Origin of the sequence: Corynebacterium sp. HMSC08D02, assembly GCF_001807505.1 — a bacterium.
GTDB lineage: Bacteria > Actinomycetota > Actinomycetes > Mycobacteriales > Mycobacteriaceae > Corynebacterium > Corynebacterium pseudogenitalium.
Genome location: NZ_KV789238.1, coordinates 61701 through 78070, shown reverse-complemented (window position 1 = coordinate 78070; position 16370 = coordinate 61701). Strand labels below are relative to the sequence as shown.

The 16370-nt window shown below is 64.9% G+C and carries 12 protein-coding genes; 11 read left to right on the top strand and 1 reads right to left on the bottom strand.

What is annotated here, in order from left to right:
• Positions 1-4: 4 nt before the first annotated feature.
• Genes HMPREF3170_RS11825 through lysS form a run of 6 tightly spaced genes read left to right on the top strand, consistent with a single transcriptional unit; the run spans position 5 to position 6607 of the window.
• Positions 5-844 (top strand): DUF6779 domain-containing protein, encoded by an 840-nt coding sequence (locus tag HMPREF3170_RS11825; RefSeq protein ID WP_070478141.1) that lies wholly within the window; start codon positions 5-7, stop codon positions 842-844.
• Positions 841-1476: a hypothetical protein gene (locus HMPREF3170_RS04760; protein WP_070478139.1), complete on the top strand. Its 636-nt coding sequence runs from the start codon at positions 841-843 to the stop codon at positions 1474-1476. Before HMPREF3170_RS11825 ends, HMPREF3170_RS04760 begins: the two co-directional genes overlap by 4 nt.
• Positions 1473-2279, top strand: coding sequence for a pantoate--beta-alanine ligase (locus tag HMPREF3170_RS04755; protein ID WP_070478137.1), 807 nt, complete (start codon positions 1473-1475; stop codon positions 2277-2279). The genes HMPREF3170_RS04760 and HMPREF3170_RS04755 overlap by 4 nt, the downstream gene beginning before the upstream one ends.
• A 57-nt stretch (positions 2280-2336) precedes the next feature.
• Positions 2337-3623 (top strand): hypothetical protein, encoded by a 1287-nt coding sequence (locus tag HMPREF3170_RS04750; RefSeq protein ID WP_070478136.1) that lies wholly within the window; start codon positions 2337-2339, stop codon positions 3621-3623.
• A 13-nt stretch (positions 3624-3636) separates the two neighbouring features.
• Positions 3637-5031 (top strand): DHA2 family efflux MFS transporter permease subunit, encoded by a 1395-nt coding sequence (locus HMPREF3170_RS04745; protein ID WP_070478135.1) that lies wholly within the window; start codon positions 3637-3639, stop codon positions 5029-5031.
• Between the two features lie 25 nt (positions 5032-5056).
• Positions 5057-6607 (top strand): lysine--tRNA ligase, encoded by a 1551-nt coding sequence (lysS, locus tag HMPREF3170_RS04740; protein ID WP_070478134.1) that lies wholly within the window; start codon positions 5057-5059, stop codon positions 6605-6607.
• 254 nt (positions 6608-6861) lie between these two features.
• Here lysS and HMPREF3170_RS04735 read toward each other — a convergent pair whose 3' ends face one another.
• On the bottom strand, positions 6862-7317 hold the full coding sequence (locus HMPREF3170_RS04735) for an NINE protein (RefSeq protein ID WP_070478133.1): 456 nt from the start codon (positions 7315-7317) through the stop codon (positions 6862-6864).
• 132 nt (positions 7318-7449) lie between these two features.
• Between HMPREF3170_RS04735 and HMPREF3170_RS04730 the strand changes: the two genes are divergently transcribed.
• The 5 genes from HMPREF3170_RS04730 (at position 7450) to HMPREF3170_RS04710 (ending at position 16325) form a co-directional block, all read left to right on the top strand.
• Positions 7450-8619, top strand: coding sequence for a glycosyltransferase 87 family protein (locus HMPREF3170_RS04730; RefSeq protein WP_070478132.1), 1170 nt, complete (start codon positions 7450-7452; stop codon positions 8617-8619).
• A gap of 108 nt (positions 8620-8727) precedes the next feature.
• Positions 8728-10815, top strand: coding sequence for a glucose PTS transporter subunit IIA (locus HMPREF3170_RS04725; RefSeq protein WP_070478130.1), 2088 nt, complete (start codon positions 8728-8730; stop codon positions 10813-10815).
• Between the two features lie 10 nt (positions 10816-10825).
• Positions 10826-11653 (top strand): PRD domain-containing protein, encoded by an 828-nt coding sequence (locus tag HMPREF3170_RS04720; protein WP_070478127.1) that lies wholly within the window; start codon positions 10826-10828, stop codon positions 11651-11653.
• Positions 11654-11686: 33 nt separating this feature from the next.
• Complete coding sequence (gene ptsP / locus HMPREF3170_RS04715) at positions 11687-13378, top strand: phosphoenolpyruvate--protein phosphotransferase (protein ID WP_070478125.1); 1692 nt, start codon at positions 11687-11689, stop codon at positions 13376-13378.
• 187 nt (positions 13379-13565) lie between these two features.
• Positions 13566-16325, top strand: a complete 2760-nt coding sequence (locus HMPREF3170_RS04710; RefSeq protein ID WP_070361908.1) for an ATP-dependent Clp protease ATP-binding subunit — start codon at positions 13566-13568, stop codon at positions 16323-16325.
• Positions 16326-16370: the final 45 nt, after the last annotated feature.

Sequence of the window (16370 nt, the reverse complement as noted above, 5' to 3'; positions counted from 1 at the left end):
GGGCATGAAAAATACTTGGGTGATTGTTCCATTTGTGGCTGCGCTTGCAGGCACAGTGGTGATGTTGTTTACCAACTCCGCGAACATACTCAAGCTTTCGCTGATCTTGGCGTTGTGGGCGGCCGTCGCGGGCCTCATCGTGATCTACCGCCTGCGCCGCGACAACGAGGAGGCCACGCGCCTGCAGGAGGAGCGGGAGAAGACGTTCGCCGCCGAGCTCGAGGCCGCGCGCGCTGGCGCACCCTCGGGTGTCGACGCCCCCTCCGAGGAATTGCTGCGCGACATCCAGGAGGAGCTGCGCTCCCTGCGCTCCACGATTGAGGAGATGAGCGGGCACGTCTTCGAGTACGAGCCTGCTGCCGTGCACGCCGCGGCGCGCCGCATCCAGGAGATTGAGTCCTTCACACAGCCCACCTACGAACCGTCCGACGACCGCCCGGCCGGGGCGCCGTCCTCCGACGCGATCGCCGGGCGCATTGGCAGCCAGCCGAGCCGGGAGACGCAGAACCCGCTCACGGCGCTGATTAGCGAGCACCAGGCGAAGCAAGAAGCGCAGGAAGCACAAGAAGCACAAGAAGCACAAGAAGCACAAGAAGCGCAGAAGTCGGCGCCTGAACCGACACCAATCCCGGAGCCTGAGCCCGTACCCGAGCCAGTGTCTGAGCCGGAGCCCGAACCGGAACCAGAGCCTGAGCCTGAGCACGGCCGCCACGAGCAGCCAGTCACTGAGGTCATCGAGGCCGTGCCGGAACCAGCCCCGCGTGTTGGGGGACGCCGCCGCCGTGACGCGGCTGGCGAGAACGCTGTTTCCGTCGCCGAGCTGCTAGCGCGCCGCAACAAATGAGCCCAACGCTGACTATCGCCGCCTGGCGCGGCCCCAGTGCGCTGAGTGATCAGCTCGCGCGCGCCGGGCACCGCGTGACGTACCCGCGCGTGGCCGCGGACATCGCCGCCGCCGACCTGGTGCTCCTCGAGGGCTCCGCTGACTTCATCGAACGTGCCGCCGCCGAGTGCGCGCCGTTCGTGCGCCCGAGGCAGATGTTCTGGCACACCAACCTGGACCACGGCGCCCAGCTCCTCGACGAGGTGGAGGTCGCAGGGGCCGTCGTCATGTGCGCGCACAACATCGTGGACAACGTGTGGGTCACCTCCGCAGCCGACGAGCTGGGGGAGACCGTGATCGCGCTGCTGCTCGGGGAGCTCGGGCAGGTCACGATGCCGATCACGGATGCGGATCGCCCACTGGTGGCCACCGCCCAGCACCTTCGCGCCCTGCAGCGCGTCGTCCGGGAGGACGCACTCGCGCTGCTGCGGCAGGCCAACCCCAACTTCGAGGCGGTCGCGGACGTCTTCGACAGCGCCGAGCTGCCGCCGCTGCGCCCGCTTGACCGGGCACCGGTTGGGGGAGACGGGGTGCGTCGATTAGTAGAAGTATTGGAGCGCCGCGCGGCGCAGCAACGAGAGGAAAACCTGTGACTTTTCAACCGGGCAACGCGGTCGTCGTGCGTGATGAGCAGCTGCTGGCCACCTACGGGCGGGCGTTTCGCAAGATCGGCAAGACGATTGCGGTCGTGCCGCTGGGCGCCGACGTGCACGCCGGGCACATCGAGCTGATCCGGGCGGCGAAGTCCCTGCTCGGCGCATACGTGTTCGTCACCTACTCCGGCGAGGAAGTGCCCGAGACCTTCCGTAACGAGGGCGTGGACGTGGTCTTCCACGGCGAGCTGCGCACCGCCGTGAGCGTGCGCAGCGGAATGGAGCACCTCGACGACGCCGACGCCATGGCGCGCGACGTTGCCCGCATCCTGGCGGTGCTTAACGCCACCCACGCCACCGACCTGGTCATGGGGGAGAAGGACTTCGAGCTGCTCGTGGCCACCCAGCTGGCCGTGGCGGGCCTGCGCATGGAGGTCAAGCTGCACAGCGTGCCCACCGTGCGCATGCCTGACGGGCTGGCGCTTTCGCTGCGCAACGAGCGCGTCGCTGAAGACGCCCACGACCAGGCGCTTGCGCTGTCCGCCGCCCTGACCGCGGGGGCGCACGCCGCCGAACACGGCGCCGAGACCGTCCTGGACACCGTGCGCGGCGTGCTCGAAGCCGCAGGGGTCACGCCTGCCTACCTCGCCGTGCGCGACCTGGCCATGCGCGAGGCCCCCGCCCAGGGCGACGCCCGGCTGCTCGCCGCGATCGACCTGCCCGCCACCGACGGCGGCACGGTGCGCCTCCACGACAACGTTGGTCTGCCGCTCGGCATCGGCTTCAAACACATCGAGGACTAGGGCGGAAAGACGAGGGCCATAGCGAGAAACGGCGAGTTATTCGCTACACTCTTTGGCATGCCTATAGACCTGATTGCTGGAATCCTGAACGAGCGCTTCGGCATGGACTTCACCCCCGAGCAAGTCCAAGCCACAGGGCGCACCGAAGACTCACAGCTCTTCGTCGCCAGCAATGATGCAGGCCAGGCCGTCGAAGTCGAGCTTTTCGACGCCACCCAGCCCGAGAACCAACGCCGCGACATCGCAGGCCTGAACCGGGCGCTTGCCGCCTCGAACCACCCGGGCGCGTTCCAGCCGCGCAGCGCCGGCTACACCGACGACGGCCACCTCTACGTACTGCGCGAAGCCCCGACCGGCGCTTCGCTCGCCCGTCTGATCGCCGACAAGCACGCCGACGGCGGCGTATTCACCCCCGCCGAGGCCCGCGAGCTGCTCATCGGCGTGGCCGAAGCCATCGATGACTACGACGCCCAGGGCCTCGGCGCGTTCGTGGCCCGCTCCGTGGACGCCTCCCGGATGCTGGTGCAGCCAGCCTGGTCCAGCGTCCCCGTCAAGCTCACCCTGGTTGGCCCGACGGCCACCGCACCCGAGCACGCCGAGGAGCAACACGCGGCGAACGTCGCAAGCTTTATCGACCTTTTTAACTCCATGACCGGCCTCGACGTTGACGAGGACGCCGCCAACGCCGCCACCGGCTGCGTCGGCTACCTCAACGCCGTCGCCGGTGAACCCCTCGATGAGCCGGAGGTGTCCCCGGTCGCGCCGGGCGCCACCGACGGCTACCGCCAGCCACCGCAGCCCTACCCGTATGGGCCGACCGGCGAGTACGTGCGCCCAGAAGACGAGAAGAAGTTCAAGCTCTGGCCGTTGATCGCGGCCATCGTGGCGCTGCTGCTCATCGCCGCAGGCGGCATCTGGTACTGGATGCAGCACCGCGGTGAGGAGTGGGTCGGCGTCGAGGCCGAAATCGCCGAGACTTACCCTGGCATCGTGTCCGACAAGGCTGGGCAGAAGGGTTGGCACGGCCTGATCTGTGACTCCGCCACGCCAGACGAGGGCCAGGAGGGCAAGATCCGCTGCGCGAACGAGACGTTGGGGGTCTCCGTCGCAAAGTATGTGTCCTCTGATGCGCTCGATCGCGTCCTGCCGGACCCGAAGGAAGCCGTCGTGCTGGGCTCCGGCGAGTGCCTCATCTACGACTACCAGCTTCCCGACGCCACCCCGCCAGCCTTCGTGCTGACCCCGCGCACTGAGCGTGAGTACATGGTGGTCATCAACGGCGATGATGCCGAGGCACAGCGCCTCGACCTGCCACTGTGTGCCCCAGCGACCGACGAGGAGTAGCCTAAGCCGGGCTATGAAATCAACGAACCCAGTACTGCTTATTGGAGTGCTGGTGGTCTCCGCGATGATGATGATCTTCAACGAGACCACCGTCGCTGTTGCCCTGCCCGCAATCATGGCGGACTTCGGCGTACCCGCCGACACAGCCCAGTGGCTGATGACCGGCTTCCTGCTCACCATGTCCGTCGCGATCCCGGCCTCCGGCTTCGTCATCCAACGCCTGAGCACCCGCACCGTCTACTTCGCCTCGATGGCGCTGTTCATCGTCGGCTGCGTCATGGCGGCCACCGCGCCCTCGTTCGGGGTGTTGCTCGCCGCGCGCGTGGTGCAGGCACTCGGCACGGCGGCGATGTTGCCGCTGCTCATGACGGTCACCGTGACGGTGGTCGCCCCGCAGCGCCGCGGCACGGTGATGGGGCTCAACGCGGTGGTGATGTCGGTGGCGCCCGCCCTTGGGCCCACGCTCGCCGGATTCGTGCTCGGCGCGTTTACCTGGCACCACATCTTCTGGGTGATGGTGCCCATCCCAGCCGTGGCGGTGCTGCTCGCGGTGTTCGCCCTCCCGAACGTCGGCGAGCGCCACGACGCCCCACTCGACATCCTGTCGGTGCTCCTTTCAGCACTCGCGTTCGGCGGCCTCGTCTACGGCTTATCGACGATCACCTCCCTGCTCACCGGCGATTCCTGGACCCCTCTTGTTGCCCTGGCGGTCGGCGCGGTGTTCCTGGTGCTGTTCGTGCGCAGGCAGCTGCGACTGGCGCCAACCGGGCGCGCGCTGCTTGACCTGAGTGTGTTTGCCCACCGCAACTTCGCCTTCTCCGTTGTGGGCGTGTTCATCGCCTTCGGCATCCTGCTGGGCACCGTGAACATCCTGCCCGTCTACATGCAGGTCGGCCTTGGTATCTCCACCGTTGCCACCGGCCTGATTCTCCTGCCCGGCGGTATCGCGCAGGGCGTCGCGTCCCCAATTGCGGGGCGCTGCTACGACGCCTACGGCCCACGCCCCCTGGCCATCCCGGGTGCGGTGCTGATGTTGGCCTCCCAGTGGATCCTCGTGGCCATCCTCGCCGATGACACCCCACAGTGGCAGCTCGTCGCCGTGCTGATCCTCGTCAACGTGGCGATGTCCATGATCATGACCCCGCTCATGACCGTGTCACTGTCCTCGCTGCCGTCGCAGCTCTACGCCCACGGCTCCGCGGCGCTCAACACGCTGCAGCAGCTCGGCGGGGCGGCGGGCACCGCGGTGTTCATCGCAACGATGACCATGGGCACCCAGGCCACCGGCAGCGCCTCCGACGGGACGGCGCGCGCCTTCATCGTTGGAGGCGTCGGCATGCTGCTCGTCGTTGTAGCCGTGTGCTTCGTGGGAGGCAAGCCGAATACACGACTAATTGACCACGGCTGACCCGGACCGACTAGGCTAGGTCAGCGTGAAGAATCAAACAACGCAGGACCTCTCCGAACAGCAACAGTTCCGTCGTGCGAAGCGCGAAAAGCTTCTGAGCGAAGGCCGCGACGCCTACCCAGTCGTCGTCGACCGCACGACCTCCTTGCGCGAGCTGCGCCAGAAGTACCGTGCCGTGCCCGAGGGCGAAGGCGACGGCAAGTTCAACCTCGCGCCGGGCGAAGAGACCCAGGACGTCGTCGCCGTCGCGGGCCGCATTATGTTCCAGCGCAACACCGGCAAGCTCTGCTTCGCCACCCTCCAGGAGGGCGACGGCACCCAGCTGCAGGTCATGCTTTCCCTCGCAGAGGTAGGGGAGGAGGCGCTCGCGTCCTGGAAGGCCGACACCGACCTCGGCGACATCGTCTCCGTGCGTGGCCGCGTCATCGCTTCCCGCCGCGGCGAGCTCTCCGTCCAGGCGCAGTCCTGGCACATGGCGTCCAAGGCGCTACGCCCACTTCCGGTCGCGTTCGCTGACATGAACGAGGAGCAGCGCGTCCGCCACCGCTACACCGACCTCATCATGCGCGAGGACGCCCGCAAGAACGCCATGACCCGCATCAAGGTCATCGCAGCTGTGCGTAAGTTCCTCACCGGCCACGACTTCGTCGAGGTTGAGACACCGATGCTGCAGACCCTGCACGGCGGCGCCGCAGCCCGCCCGTTCATTACCCGCTCCAACGCGCTCGACATGGATCTCTACCTGCGCATTGCGCCGGAGCTCTACCTCAAGCGCTGCGTCGTCGGCGGCATTGAGCGCGTCTTCGAACTCAACCGCAACTTCCGCAACGAGGGCGTCGACTCTTCCCACTCGCCCGAGTTCACCATGCTCGAGACTTACCAAGCGTGGGGCACCTACAAGGACGGCGCGAAGACCATGCAGGAACTCGTGCAGTTCTGCGCGAAGGAAGTCTTCGGCTCCACCACCGTCACCCTTCCAGACGGCACCGAGTACGACTTCGGCGGCGAGTGGAAGGTCATGGAGATGTACCCTTCCCTCAACGAGGCGCTGCAGCGCAAGTTCCCGGGCCAGCCTGAGGTCACCATCGAGTCCTCCGTGGAGGAACTGAAGGGCATCGCTGACGTCATCGGCCTGAAGGTGCCGAAGGATGAGGGCTGGCTGCACGGCAAGCTCGTCGAGGAGATCTGGGAGCACCTCTGCTCCGACCAGCTGTACGAGCCGACCTTCGTGATCAACTTCCCAGTCGAGACGTCCCCGCTGACCCGCGACCACCGCGAGCAGCCCGGCGTCACCGAGAAGTTCGACCTCTACGTCCGCGGCTTCGAGCTGGCCACCGGCTACTCCGAACTTGTCGACCCCGTCATCCAGCGCGAACGCTTCGAAGACCAGGCCCGCCTCGCCGCACACGGCGACGACGAAGCCATGGTCCTCGACGAGGACTTCCTCGCCGCGATGGAGCAGGGCATGCCGCCAACCGCCGGTTGCGGTATGGGCATCGACCGCCTGTTGATGGCCCTGACCGGCCTGGGCATCCGCGAGACAGTCCTGTTCCCGCTGGTGAAGCCGGAGGCGTAGGGCTAGTTCGCTTGGGTTTAGATGGGCCCGGCGCTTGGGATTTTGTGTTTTCCCAGGCCGCCGGGCTTTTTGCTTGGCCACGTTCGCGTGCTGCTGTGGAAAAGTTCCCCGTGGCTTGGCTGGGCGCGCACCAAATTCCCGCCTATTAAAACGCTAGCCCTTTGTTGACCAGCTGTTATTCTGATAGCACTTTTTAAAATTCGGGGATCTGGTGCGCAGTTCAGCTTGGCGGCCGTGAACTTTCTGCTTGTGTCCTACTTCAGCGGGATCCCATTGGCGTCGGTGTCGTAGCCTCCGCCGCCGACGAGCACCATGATCATCTCGATGATGCACCACACCCACAGTGCGAAGAAGATCGGGGTGGAAACGATCCAGCCGACGAATGGGATCAGGCTGAAGAGGCTGCCGGTCAGGAAGAGCCCCACTTTGGTGACTCCCCGGAAGTTCTGCCCAAGGTAGAAGTTGCCGATGCCAAACGAGCCAAGGAAGAAGAACAACGCCGCCGCGAGGAACTTGTTCTTTTGGGGTACGGCGTACCCGTATGCTGACTGCATTTGTGCAGGTGCGAACTGTTGCATCTGCGGTTGCCCGTACGGTGAACCCTGCCCAAACTGCCCGGCTTGCCCGTACTGCCCGAACCCTTGGAACTGGCTGGTTGGCTGCGTGATGGGGAGGCCGTCTTTGTCATATATGGGCTGCTGGTTGTTCATGCGCTTCCTTCGTTTAAAGCAGTCGGGAAAGGTGTATTCCGTAGTGTAGTTCATTCGTGTCCCTTTGTATCGGTATGATGCGCAGAGTTAGGCAGCAGAGTTAGTCAACAGTGATGGGCGTAAGGCGATTCGATGGTGAAGCAGGTTTCGTTGTGGGTGTGGGTGCTCGTTGGTGTGCTCGCGGCCGCGAGTGGGCTCAGTGAGGTTTTTGGCAGTGCGGCGCGCGGCGAGTTGCTGGACGTCGGCGTGTTTCGCGACGCCGGCAACGCCCTGATCAGCGGCGCCGACCTGTACGACGACTTCCCGACTCGTAGCGGATTCCGCTTCATCTACCCGCCGTTCGCGGCCTTGCTGTTTGTTCCGCTGACGTGGATGCCCGAGCCGGTGATGGACATGGTGTGGACGTTGGCGACGATGGCGTGCGTGGCGCTCATTTCGTGGTTGGCGCTACGCAGGCTAGACGTGAAGGTGACCCCGCTGGTGCTGGGGGGGGTGATTGCGTGGTCCTTGGCGATTGATCCATTGCAGGCGAATTTCTTCTTCGGTCAGATTAACGTGTTCCTGTTCGCGCTGGTCGTGGTGGATGTGCTGGGCCTGTTGCCGAGGCAGTTGCGCGGTGTAGGTGTGGGTATTGCGGCCGGGATTAAGATCACGCCGGCGGCGTTCGCGATTTTGTTCTTGGTGAAGAAAGATTGGGCGTCGGTGGCGCGTGCGGCCGGGACGTTTGTGGGCACGATTCTGATTGGTGTGCTGATGCGTCCGGCGGAGACCTGGTACTACTTCACCGACGAGTTCTTCAACACCGACCGCGGCGGCAACGCGATGTACCCGCCGAACCAGGCGCTGTCCGGCCTGTTCGCGCGTGCGGGGCTGGAGGCCCCGACTGGTGTCATCTTCCTGGTGTTCGCCCTGCTTACCGGTTTGGGCGCGTGGTACCTGCTGCGTCGCGGCCTGGATGTGCATGCGCTGTTCTTCGTCGCGCTGGGTATCAGCGTGGGGGGACCCTACGCGGTGTCGCACCACTTCTCCTGCGTGATGTTGGCGGTCCCGCTGATTTTTGCGGCGGTGCCGTCGGTGTGGAAGCTCGCGTACGTGCTCTACGTCGCGGTGCTGTTTGTGCCGTCGTACCAGCTCTACCCGGAGGTTGATGCCTACAGCTTCTCGACGCCCCTTTGGTACATGGGCAACCTGATCGGGTTGGCGTCGCTGGCGATGTGGGCAGCGCTGCTGCTGGAGCGATGGTTCCCAGCTGAGAGCAAACTTATTGCACACCAAAACGTTCCGGCATATAGTGGAACGTAATACCAACCACAGGGTTGTTACCTGCCGGGTTCGGCGGGGCAAGACCTGGGACGTTTTCGCGTCCCGGGTCTTTTTTCATCCCTGGTTCTTTGAAGAAAAGGAGTGAACATGGCAACCAAGCAGGCCGGCTTGCAGGAGCAGGCGGCGGATATCCTTGCGGGGATTGGCGGTGCGGACAACATTGCGTCCTTTACGCACTGCGCGACCCGTTTGCGTTTTGAGCTCAACGACGCCTCCCTGGCTGACAAGGAGCGTCTTGAGGCGAACCCGAAGGTGATGGGTGCGGTGCCGCAGGGCGGGTCGCACTACCAGGTGATTGTTGGCGGGGACGTCGCGACGGTGTACAACGCGATGAATAACCTGCCGGAGATGCAGTCGCGTGGTAGCCAGAGCAACGACGACGTGAAGGCGGCCCAGCGCGCGAAGGCGCAGGGCAAGGTGCCGTGGATGGACGCCTTCTTCGAGTACCTCTCGGACTCCTTTAGGCCGATTCTGGGTGTGTTGCTTGGGGCGTCGCTAATTATTGCGTTTGCTGCGGTGATGGACGCGCTGGGCTTTGTTGACTTCCGTGCGGAGGTCAAGACGCCGGGTTGGCAGTTCGTCGACGCGATGTGGCGCTCGGTGTTCTACTTCCTGCCGGTGATGGTGGCGTACAACGCGGGCAAGAAGCTCAACATTGAGCCGTGGGTGCCTGCCGCTGTCATCCTGGCGCTGTTCACCCCCGAGTTCATGGGGCTGGCGGACCACCCGGATGCTGTGACTGAGGTCAACAACCTGCTCGGCACCGAGGTCAGCCGCGTGACGGTGATGGGCTTGCCGATGGTGCTGCCTGACTACGGCGGCAACGTGTTCGTGCCGCTGATCATGGCGGTCGTGGCGGCCCTGGTGTACAAGGGCTTCCAGAAGATTATTCCATCCGCGGTCCACATGGTGTTCGTGCCGTTCCTCACCCTCTTGGTGATGATCCCGGTTACCGCGATCGTGATTGGCCCGCTCGGCTACGCGCTCGGCGCGTGGATCGGTGTTGGCCTTGCATGGCTCAATGGCAACGCGCCGTTCGTGTTCGCAATCTTGATCCCGATGCTGTACCCGTTCCTGGTGCCGCTCGGCCTGCACTGGCCGCTCAACGCCCTCATGCTGGTCAACATCCAGACCCTGGGCTACGACTTCATCCAGGGCCCAATGGGTGCCTGGAACTTCGCCTGCTTCGGTGCAACCGCGGCTGTGTTCGCGCTCTCGCTGCGCGATAAGGATCCAGTCATGCGCCAGACCTCCGGGTCGGCGCTGGCAGCTGGTCTGTTCGGTGGTATTTCGGAGCCGTCCCTCTACGGTATTCACCTGCGCTACAAGAGGATCTACCCGCGCATGCTGGTGGGCTGCTTCACCGGTGGCCTGACCATCGCGATCCTGGGCACCCCGTTCGGTGGTGTGCAGACCAACGCGTTCGTGTTCACCTCGCTTTTGACCACCGTGGTCTTCAGCCCGATGTGGGTCTACGTCATCGCGATTGCGGTTGCGTTCTTCACTTCCTTCTTTGTCATTTACTTCACCGACTACCGCACGCCGGAGGAGCGTGAAGAGGCCCTGGCTCGCGCACGCGCGGCACAGGAGGAAAAAGAGCAGGAGGAAGCTCCGGCAGTTGCAGCAGCTCCGGCGGCGGTCCCAGCGGCGGCCGCTCCAGCCGCTGCAGCAGCAGATGCCGACGCGCCTGCAGCTGCGGCGACCCCAGCAGCGGACACCCGCGAGGTCACCGCGCCGATCGCAGGCAAGGTTGTCCCGATGGATCAGATCCAGGACGCCGCGTTCGCATCCGGTGCGCTCGGCCAGGCGATTGGTGTGCTGCCGGAAGGTGGCGTCGAGAAGGTTGTGGCGCCGGTTGCTGGCAAGGTGATCTCTGTTGCGAAGACGGGGCACGCCTACGGCATCAAGACTGACGACGGCGTCGAGGTCCTCGTCCACATCGGCATTGACACCGTCAAGCTGAAGGGCGAAGGCTTCACCCCGCTCGTGGAGAAGAAGCAGCGCGTCGAGATTGGCGACGCCCTCGCGGACGTCGACTTCGGCGCAATCGCAGGTCACGGCGTGGACACCACGGTGATTATGACCGTGGTCAACTCCAAGTCGCTGGCCGCTGTGGAAGATATCGCCACTGGTGAGGCCGAGGTCGGCCAGCCACTGTTGGGGGTAACCAAGTAGGGTCGAACACATGCAAATACTGCGCATCTTTAACAACAACGTCGTCCTGGCCCGCCGCGGGTCGGAGGATGTTGTGGTGACCGGTCGAGGCATCGCCTTTGGGGCAAAGAAAGGCGACGTCCTCGACGAGTCGAAGGTGCAGCGAGTATTTGTTCCGGCGGATGGTCGGGACCCGGACCACTCCGGCCAAATGATTGCCGGGCTTCCCGCCGAAGATATACACCGTGTGACCGCAGCGTTGGAGGCCGTGGGCGCAAAGCCCAGCATCACGCTGGTCACCGCGGTGACGGACCACATTATTAATGCACTTGAGCGGGCCTCCCGCGGCGAAGAGATCGCCTACCCGTTGCGCGCCGAGGTCCAGCACTTGTACCCAGCAGAGTATGCACAGGGCGAACGCCTGCTGGAGCACATCAACATTCTTTTCGACGCCACCCTGCCCACCACCGAAGCCACCGCGCTTGCGATGCACCTGGTCAACGCCGGTTTCAACACCGGTGACCTGGCGCATACGTACCGGATGACGGGGTTGATTCAGCAGATGATGCAGATCATTGCGGCTGAGTTTGGGGTGGAGTTCGAAGCGGCGTCGATAAATGTGGCCCGGTTTATTACACACATTCGTTATTTGTTTGTTCGCCTTGAGCAGGGGAAACAACTCGAGCGCGGAAATTCTCCGCTGGCGCGTGAGTTGACGCGCAGTTACCCGCGGGAAGTTGAGTGCGCCCGAAAAGTGGCCGCTGTAGTGGAGCTTCGCTTCGATACAGCGTTGACAGAAGATGAAATTGCGTACCTTGCTCTGCACATTGCGCGCCTCAGCGCGTACCATCAAATGTAATACCATTAGCTTGATTGCTGAAAGGACACACTCATGACTGACCGCACCGTCTTGTATGGGATCGGGGTTTCCTCAGGTACCGCCTCTGGCCCGGTCGCAGTTGTTACACCCGCCGTTGGTATCGACGAGCACGAACAACCATGCACCGACCCAGACGCTGACGGCGAGCGTGTCGTCGCGGTCCTGGAAGAAGTCTCCGCGTCCCTGACGGCGCGCGCAGAGCACGCAAACTCCGAAACATCCAAGGCTGTCCTTGAGGCCACCGCCGCCTTGGCGAAGGACCGTGGCCTGGTGCGCGGCATTAAGAAAGAGCTGAAGAAGGGCAGCGGCGTGACCAAGGCGGTCCACGACGCGGTGGAGGCCTACGCGGCGAAGTTCCGCAAGCTCGGCGGCTACATGGCTGAGCGCGTCACCGACCTCTACGACATCCGCGACCGCGCCACCGCGCGCCTGCGCGGGCTGCCGGAGCCGGGCGTTCCAGCGCTGACCGAGCCGTCCGTGCTCGTCGCGAACGACCTTGCACCTGCTGAGACGGCCACGCTGGATCCGGAGTTGGTCGTCGGCATCGTGACGGAGGCCGGCGGCGCGACATCGCATACGGCGATCCTCGCCGCGCAGCTCGGCATCCCCGCAGCGGTGCAGGTCAAGGGCATTAGCGAAGCGCTTGTCGACGCCCCAGCGATCGCCCTCGACGGCGGCGTCGGCGAAGTGATCGTCGCCCCGAACGAGTCGGACGTCGCCGAACTCGAAGAGCGGTCCCGCCGCCGCGCCGCTGCGCTGGCTGGTTCCTCCGGTGAGGGTGCCACCCGCGACGGCTACCGCGTGAAGCTGCTGGCCAACATCGGCACCGCGGACGACGCCGCAAAGGCCTCCGGCTACGACCTGGAAGGTTCCGGCCTGTTCCGCACCGAGTTCCTCTTCCTGGACCGCGACTCTGCCCCGAGCGTCGAGGAGCAGACCGAGACGTACACCAAGGTGCTGCGCGCATTCGGTGACCGCCGCGTCGTCGTGCGCACCCTGGACGCAGGCGCCGACAAGCCGCTGTCCTTCGCCGACCTCGGCGAGGAAGAGAATCCGGCACTGGGCCGTCGCGGCCTGCGCCTGTCCATGGCCCGCGAAGACCTCCTCGACGACCAGCTCAAGGCGCTGGCCGCAGCACACAAGGCTGTCCCGGAGGCTGAACTGTGGGTGATGGCCCCAATGGTGGCCACGGTCGAGGAGACCCGCTGGTTCACGGAGCGCGCACGCGCCCACGGCCTGCCGAAGGTCGGCGTGATGGTGGAGACTCCCGCGGCCGCGATCCGCTCCTCCCACATCCTGGACATCGCGGACTTCGCATCCATCGGCACCAATGACCTGTCGCAGTACACCATGGCTGCCGACCGCATGCAGGGCGAGCTGGCAGAGCTGCTCACCCCGTGGCAGCCGGCAACGCTGGCCATGATCCGTGAGACCTGCCGCGGCGGCGAAGCCACCGGCAAGTCCATCGGCGTGTGCGGCGAGGCAGGCGGCGACCCGCTCATGGCGCTCGTCCTCGTCGGCCTGGGCGTGAGCTCCCTGTCCATGGCGCCGGGCAAGGTCAACGCGGTGCGCGCCGCGCTGCGCCTGCACGACCGTGACACCTGCCGCCAGATGGCGAACTTTGCCGTCGACGCCCCGACCGCGAAGGAAGCACGCGAGAACGTGCTCAAGATCGCGGATCCGGTGCTGCGCGACCTGCTCTAAACTGGCCGGTTGGGGCCGGAGGAGGCGTCGAAAAGCCTCTGTTCGCTACGAGCGAACACCCGACCTGAGCTGGTGTAATGGCCCCTGAAGCCATGAAGTGACGCCCTCGGCGGGACGATGTGTCCGCCGGGGGCGTTATGGTTGGTGACAACTCTTTAAAAACCGTTATTAGTAAGGGGTCAGCCAGTTGTTTGAGAGGTTTACCGATAGGGCCCGCCGCGTCATCGTCTTAGCCCAGGAGGAGGCGCGCGAGCTGAACCATAACTTCATGGGTACCGAACACATCCTGCTCGGACTTATTAAAGAAGGCGAAGGCGTCGCAGCAAAGGCGCTCGAGTCCATGGGTATCAATCTTGACGACGTCCGCTCCGAAGTCATCGAGATCATCGGGCACGGCACGCAGCCGGTCACTGACCAGATCCCATTTACCCCACGCGCCAAGAAGGTACTGGAGCTCTCCCTGCGCGAAGGCCTGCAGATGGGGCACAAGTACATCGGCACCGAGTTCCTGCTGCTCGGCCTCATCCGGGAGGGTGATGGCGTCGCAGCCCAGGTGCTGATTAAGCTCGGCGCCGACCTGCCACGCGTGCGCCAGCAGGTCATCCAGCTGCTCTCCGGCTACGAGGGCGGCGAAGCACAGAACCCGGAGACCCCGCAGGGCGGCGGTCCGGGCTTCGCGGGCGCCGGCCAGGGCCCAGGCATCATGGGTGGGCCGCGCCCGGGCCAGCAGGGCGAGCGTTCCAACTCGCTCGTGCTCGACCAGTTCGGCCGCAACCTCACCGCAGCAGCCCGCGAGGGCAAGCTCGACCCGGTGGTCGGACGCGACAAGGAAATCGAGCGCATCATGCAGGTGCTCTCGCGCCGCACCAAGAACAACCCGGTGCTCATTGGTGAGCCGGGCGTCGGCAAGACTGCCGTCGTGGAGGGCCTCGCGCTCGACATTGCGAACGGCAACGTCCCCGAAACGCTCAAGGACAAGCAGGTCTACTCCCTCGACCTGGGCTCTCTGGTTGCAGGCTCACGCTACCGCGGTGACTTCGAGGAGCGCCTGAAGAAGGTGCTCAAGGAGATCAACCAGCGCGGCGACATCATCCTGTTTATCGACGAGATCCACACCCTCGTCGGCGCCGGCGCTGCCGAAGGCGCCATCGACGCTGCTTCGCTGCTCAAGCCGAAGCTGGCACGCGGCGAACTCCAGACCATCGGCGCGACGACGCTCGACGAGTACCGCAAGCACATTGAGAAGGACGCCGCCCTCGAGCGCCGCTTCCAGCCCGTCCAGGTCGACGAGCCCTCCGTCGAGGACACCGTCACCATCCTGCGTGGCCTGCGCGACCGCTACGAGGCGCACCACCGCGTCTCCTACACCGACGACGCCCTCAAGGCCGCCGCCACCCTCGCGGACCGCTACATCAACGACCGCTTCCTGCCGGACAAGGCCGTCGACCTCCTCGACGAGGCCGGCGCCCGCATGCGCATCAAGCGCATGACCGCCCCTTCCGAGCTGCGCGAAGTCGACGAGCGCATCGCCGACGTCCGCCGTGAGAAGGAAGCCGCCATCGACGCCCAGGACTTCGAGAAGGCGGCTGGCCTGCGCGATACCGAACGCAAGCTCGGCGAGGAGCGCAAGGAAAAGGAAAAGAAGTGGCGCTCTGACGACCTCGAGGAAATCGCCGAGGTCGGTGAAGACCAGATCGCCGATGTGCTCGCGCACTGGACCGGCATCCCAGTCTTCAAACTCACCGAGTCCGAGTCCTCGCGCCTGCTCAACATGGAGTCCGAGCTGCACAAGCGCATCATCGGCCAGGACGAAGCCGTCCGCGCCCTGTCGCGCTCCATCCGACGCACCCGCGCCGGGCTCAAGGACCCGAAGCGACCATCCGGCTCCTTCATCTTCGCCGGCCCGTCCGGCGTTGGTAAGACGGAGCTGTCCAAGGCACTTGCCGAGTTCCTCTTCGGCGACGAGGACTCCCTCATCCAGGTCGACATGGGCGAGTTCCACGACCGCTTCACCGCTTCCCGCCTCTTCGGTGCCCCTCCGGGATACGTCGGCTACGAGGAGGGCGGCCAGCTCACCGAGAAGGTCCGCCGCAAGCCGTTCTCCGTGGTCCTCTTCGACGAGATCGAGAAGGCGCACAAGGAGATTTACAACACGCTGCTCCAGGTGCTCGAGGAAGGCCACGTCACTGACGGCCAGGGCCGCATGGTGGACTTCAAGAACACCGTGCTCATCTTCACCTCCAACCTGGGTACCGGCGACATCTCCAAGCCAGTCGGCCTCGGCTTCACCGGCAACACCGCCACCGACGCCGATGCCCAGTACGAGCGCATGAAGAACAAGGTTCACGACGAGCTGAAGAAGCACTTCCGACCAGAGTTCCTCAACCGCATCGACGAAATCGTGGTCTTCCGCCAGCTGACCCAGGAAGAAATCGTGCAGATGGTGGACCTGCTCATCAGCCGCGTGGACACCAACCTGGCCGCGCAGGACATGGGCATCGAGCTTACCGAGAAGGCCAAGAACCTCCTGGCCATCCGCGGCTTCGACCCAGTGCTCGGTGCGCGCCCGCTGCGTCGCACCATCCAGCGCGAGATCGAGGACCTGCTTTCGGAGAAGATCCTGTTCGGCGAGATCGGCGCCGGCGAGATCATTACCGTCGACGTCGAAGGCTGGGACGGCGACGTCGAAGCCGCCCGCAACACCCGCGGCAAGGCAGCGCCGGACGCGACCTTCACGTTCACTCCGCGCCCACGCCCGCTGCCAGCGGAGACGTTCGGTGAGGACGCCGCGTCCGACGAACCTGAGGAGAAAGCCGTGCGTGACATCGCCCCTTCCGAGGGCACCCCGGAGACCGAGGCCTCCCAGTTCCCGGACGAGCGCGCAGAGTCTGGTCCTGAGCCTGACTCCGACTCCGATTCCGACGGTCGGGGACCTGAACCGGTCTAATCAATAGGTTGGAAAGCCGCACCCTGGTGGTGCGGCTTTCTTTTT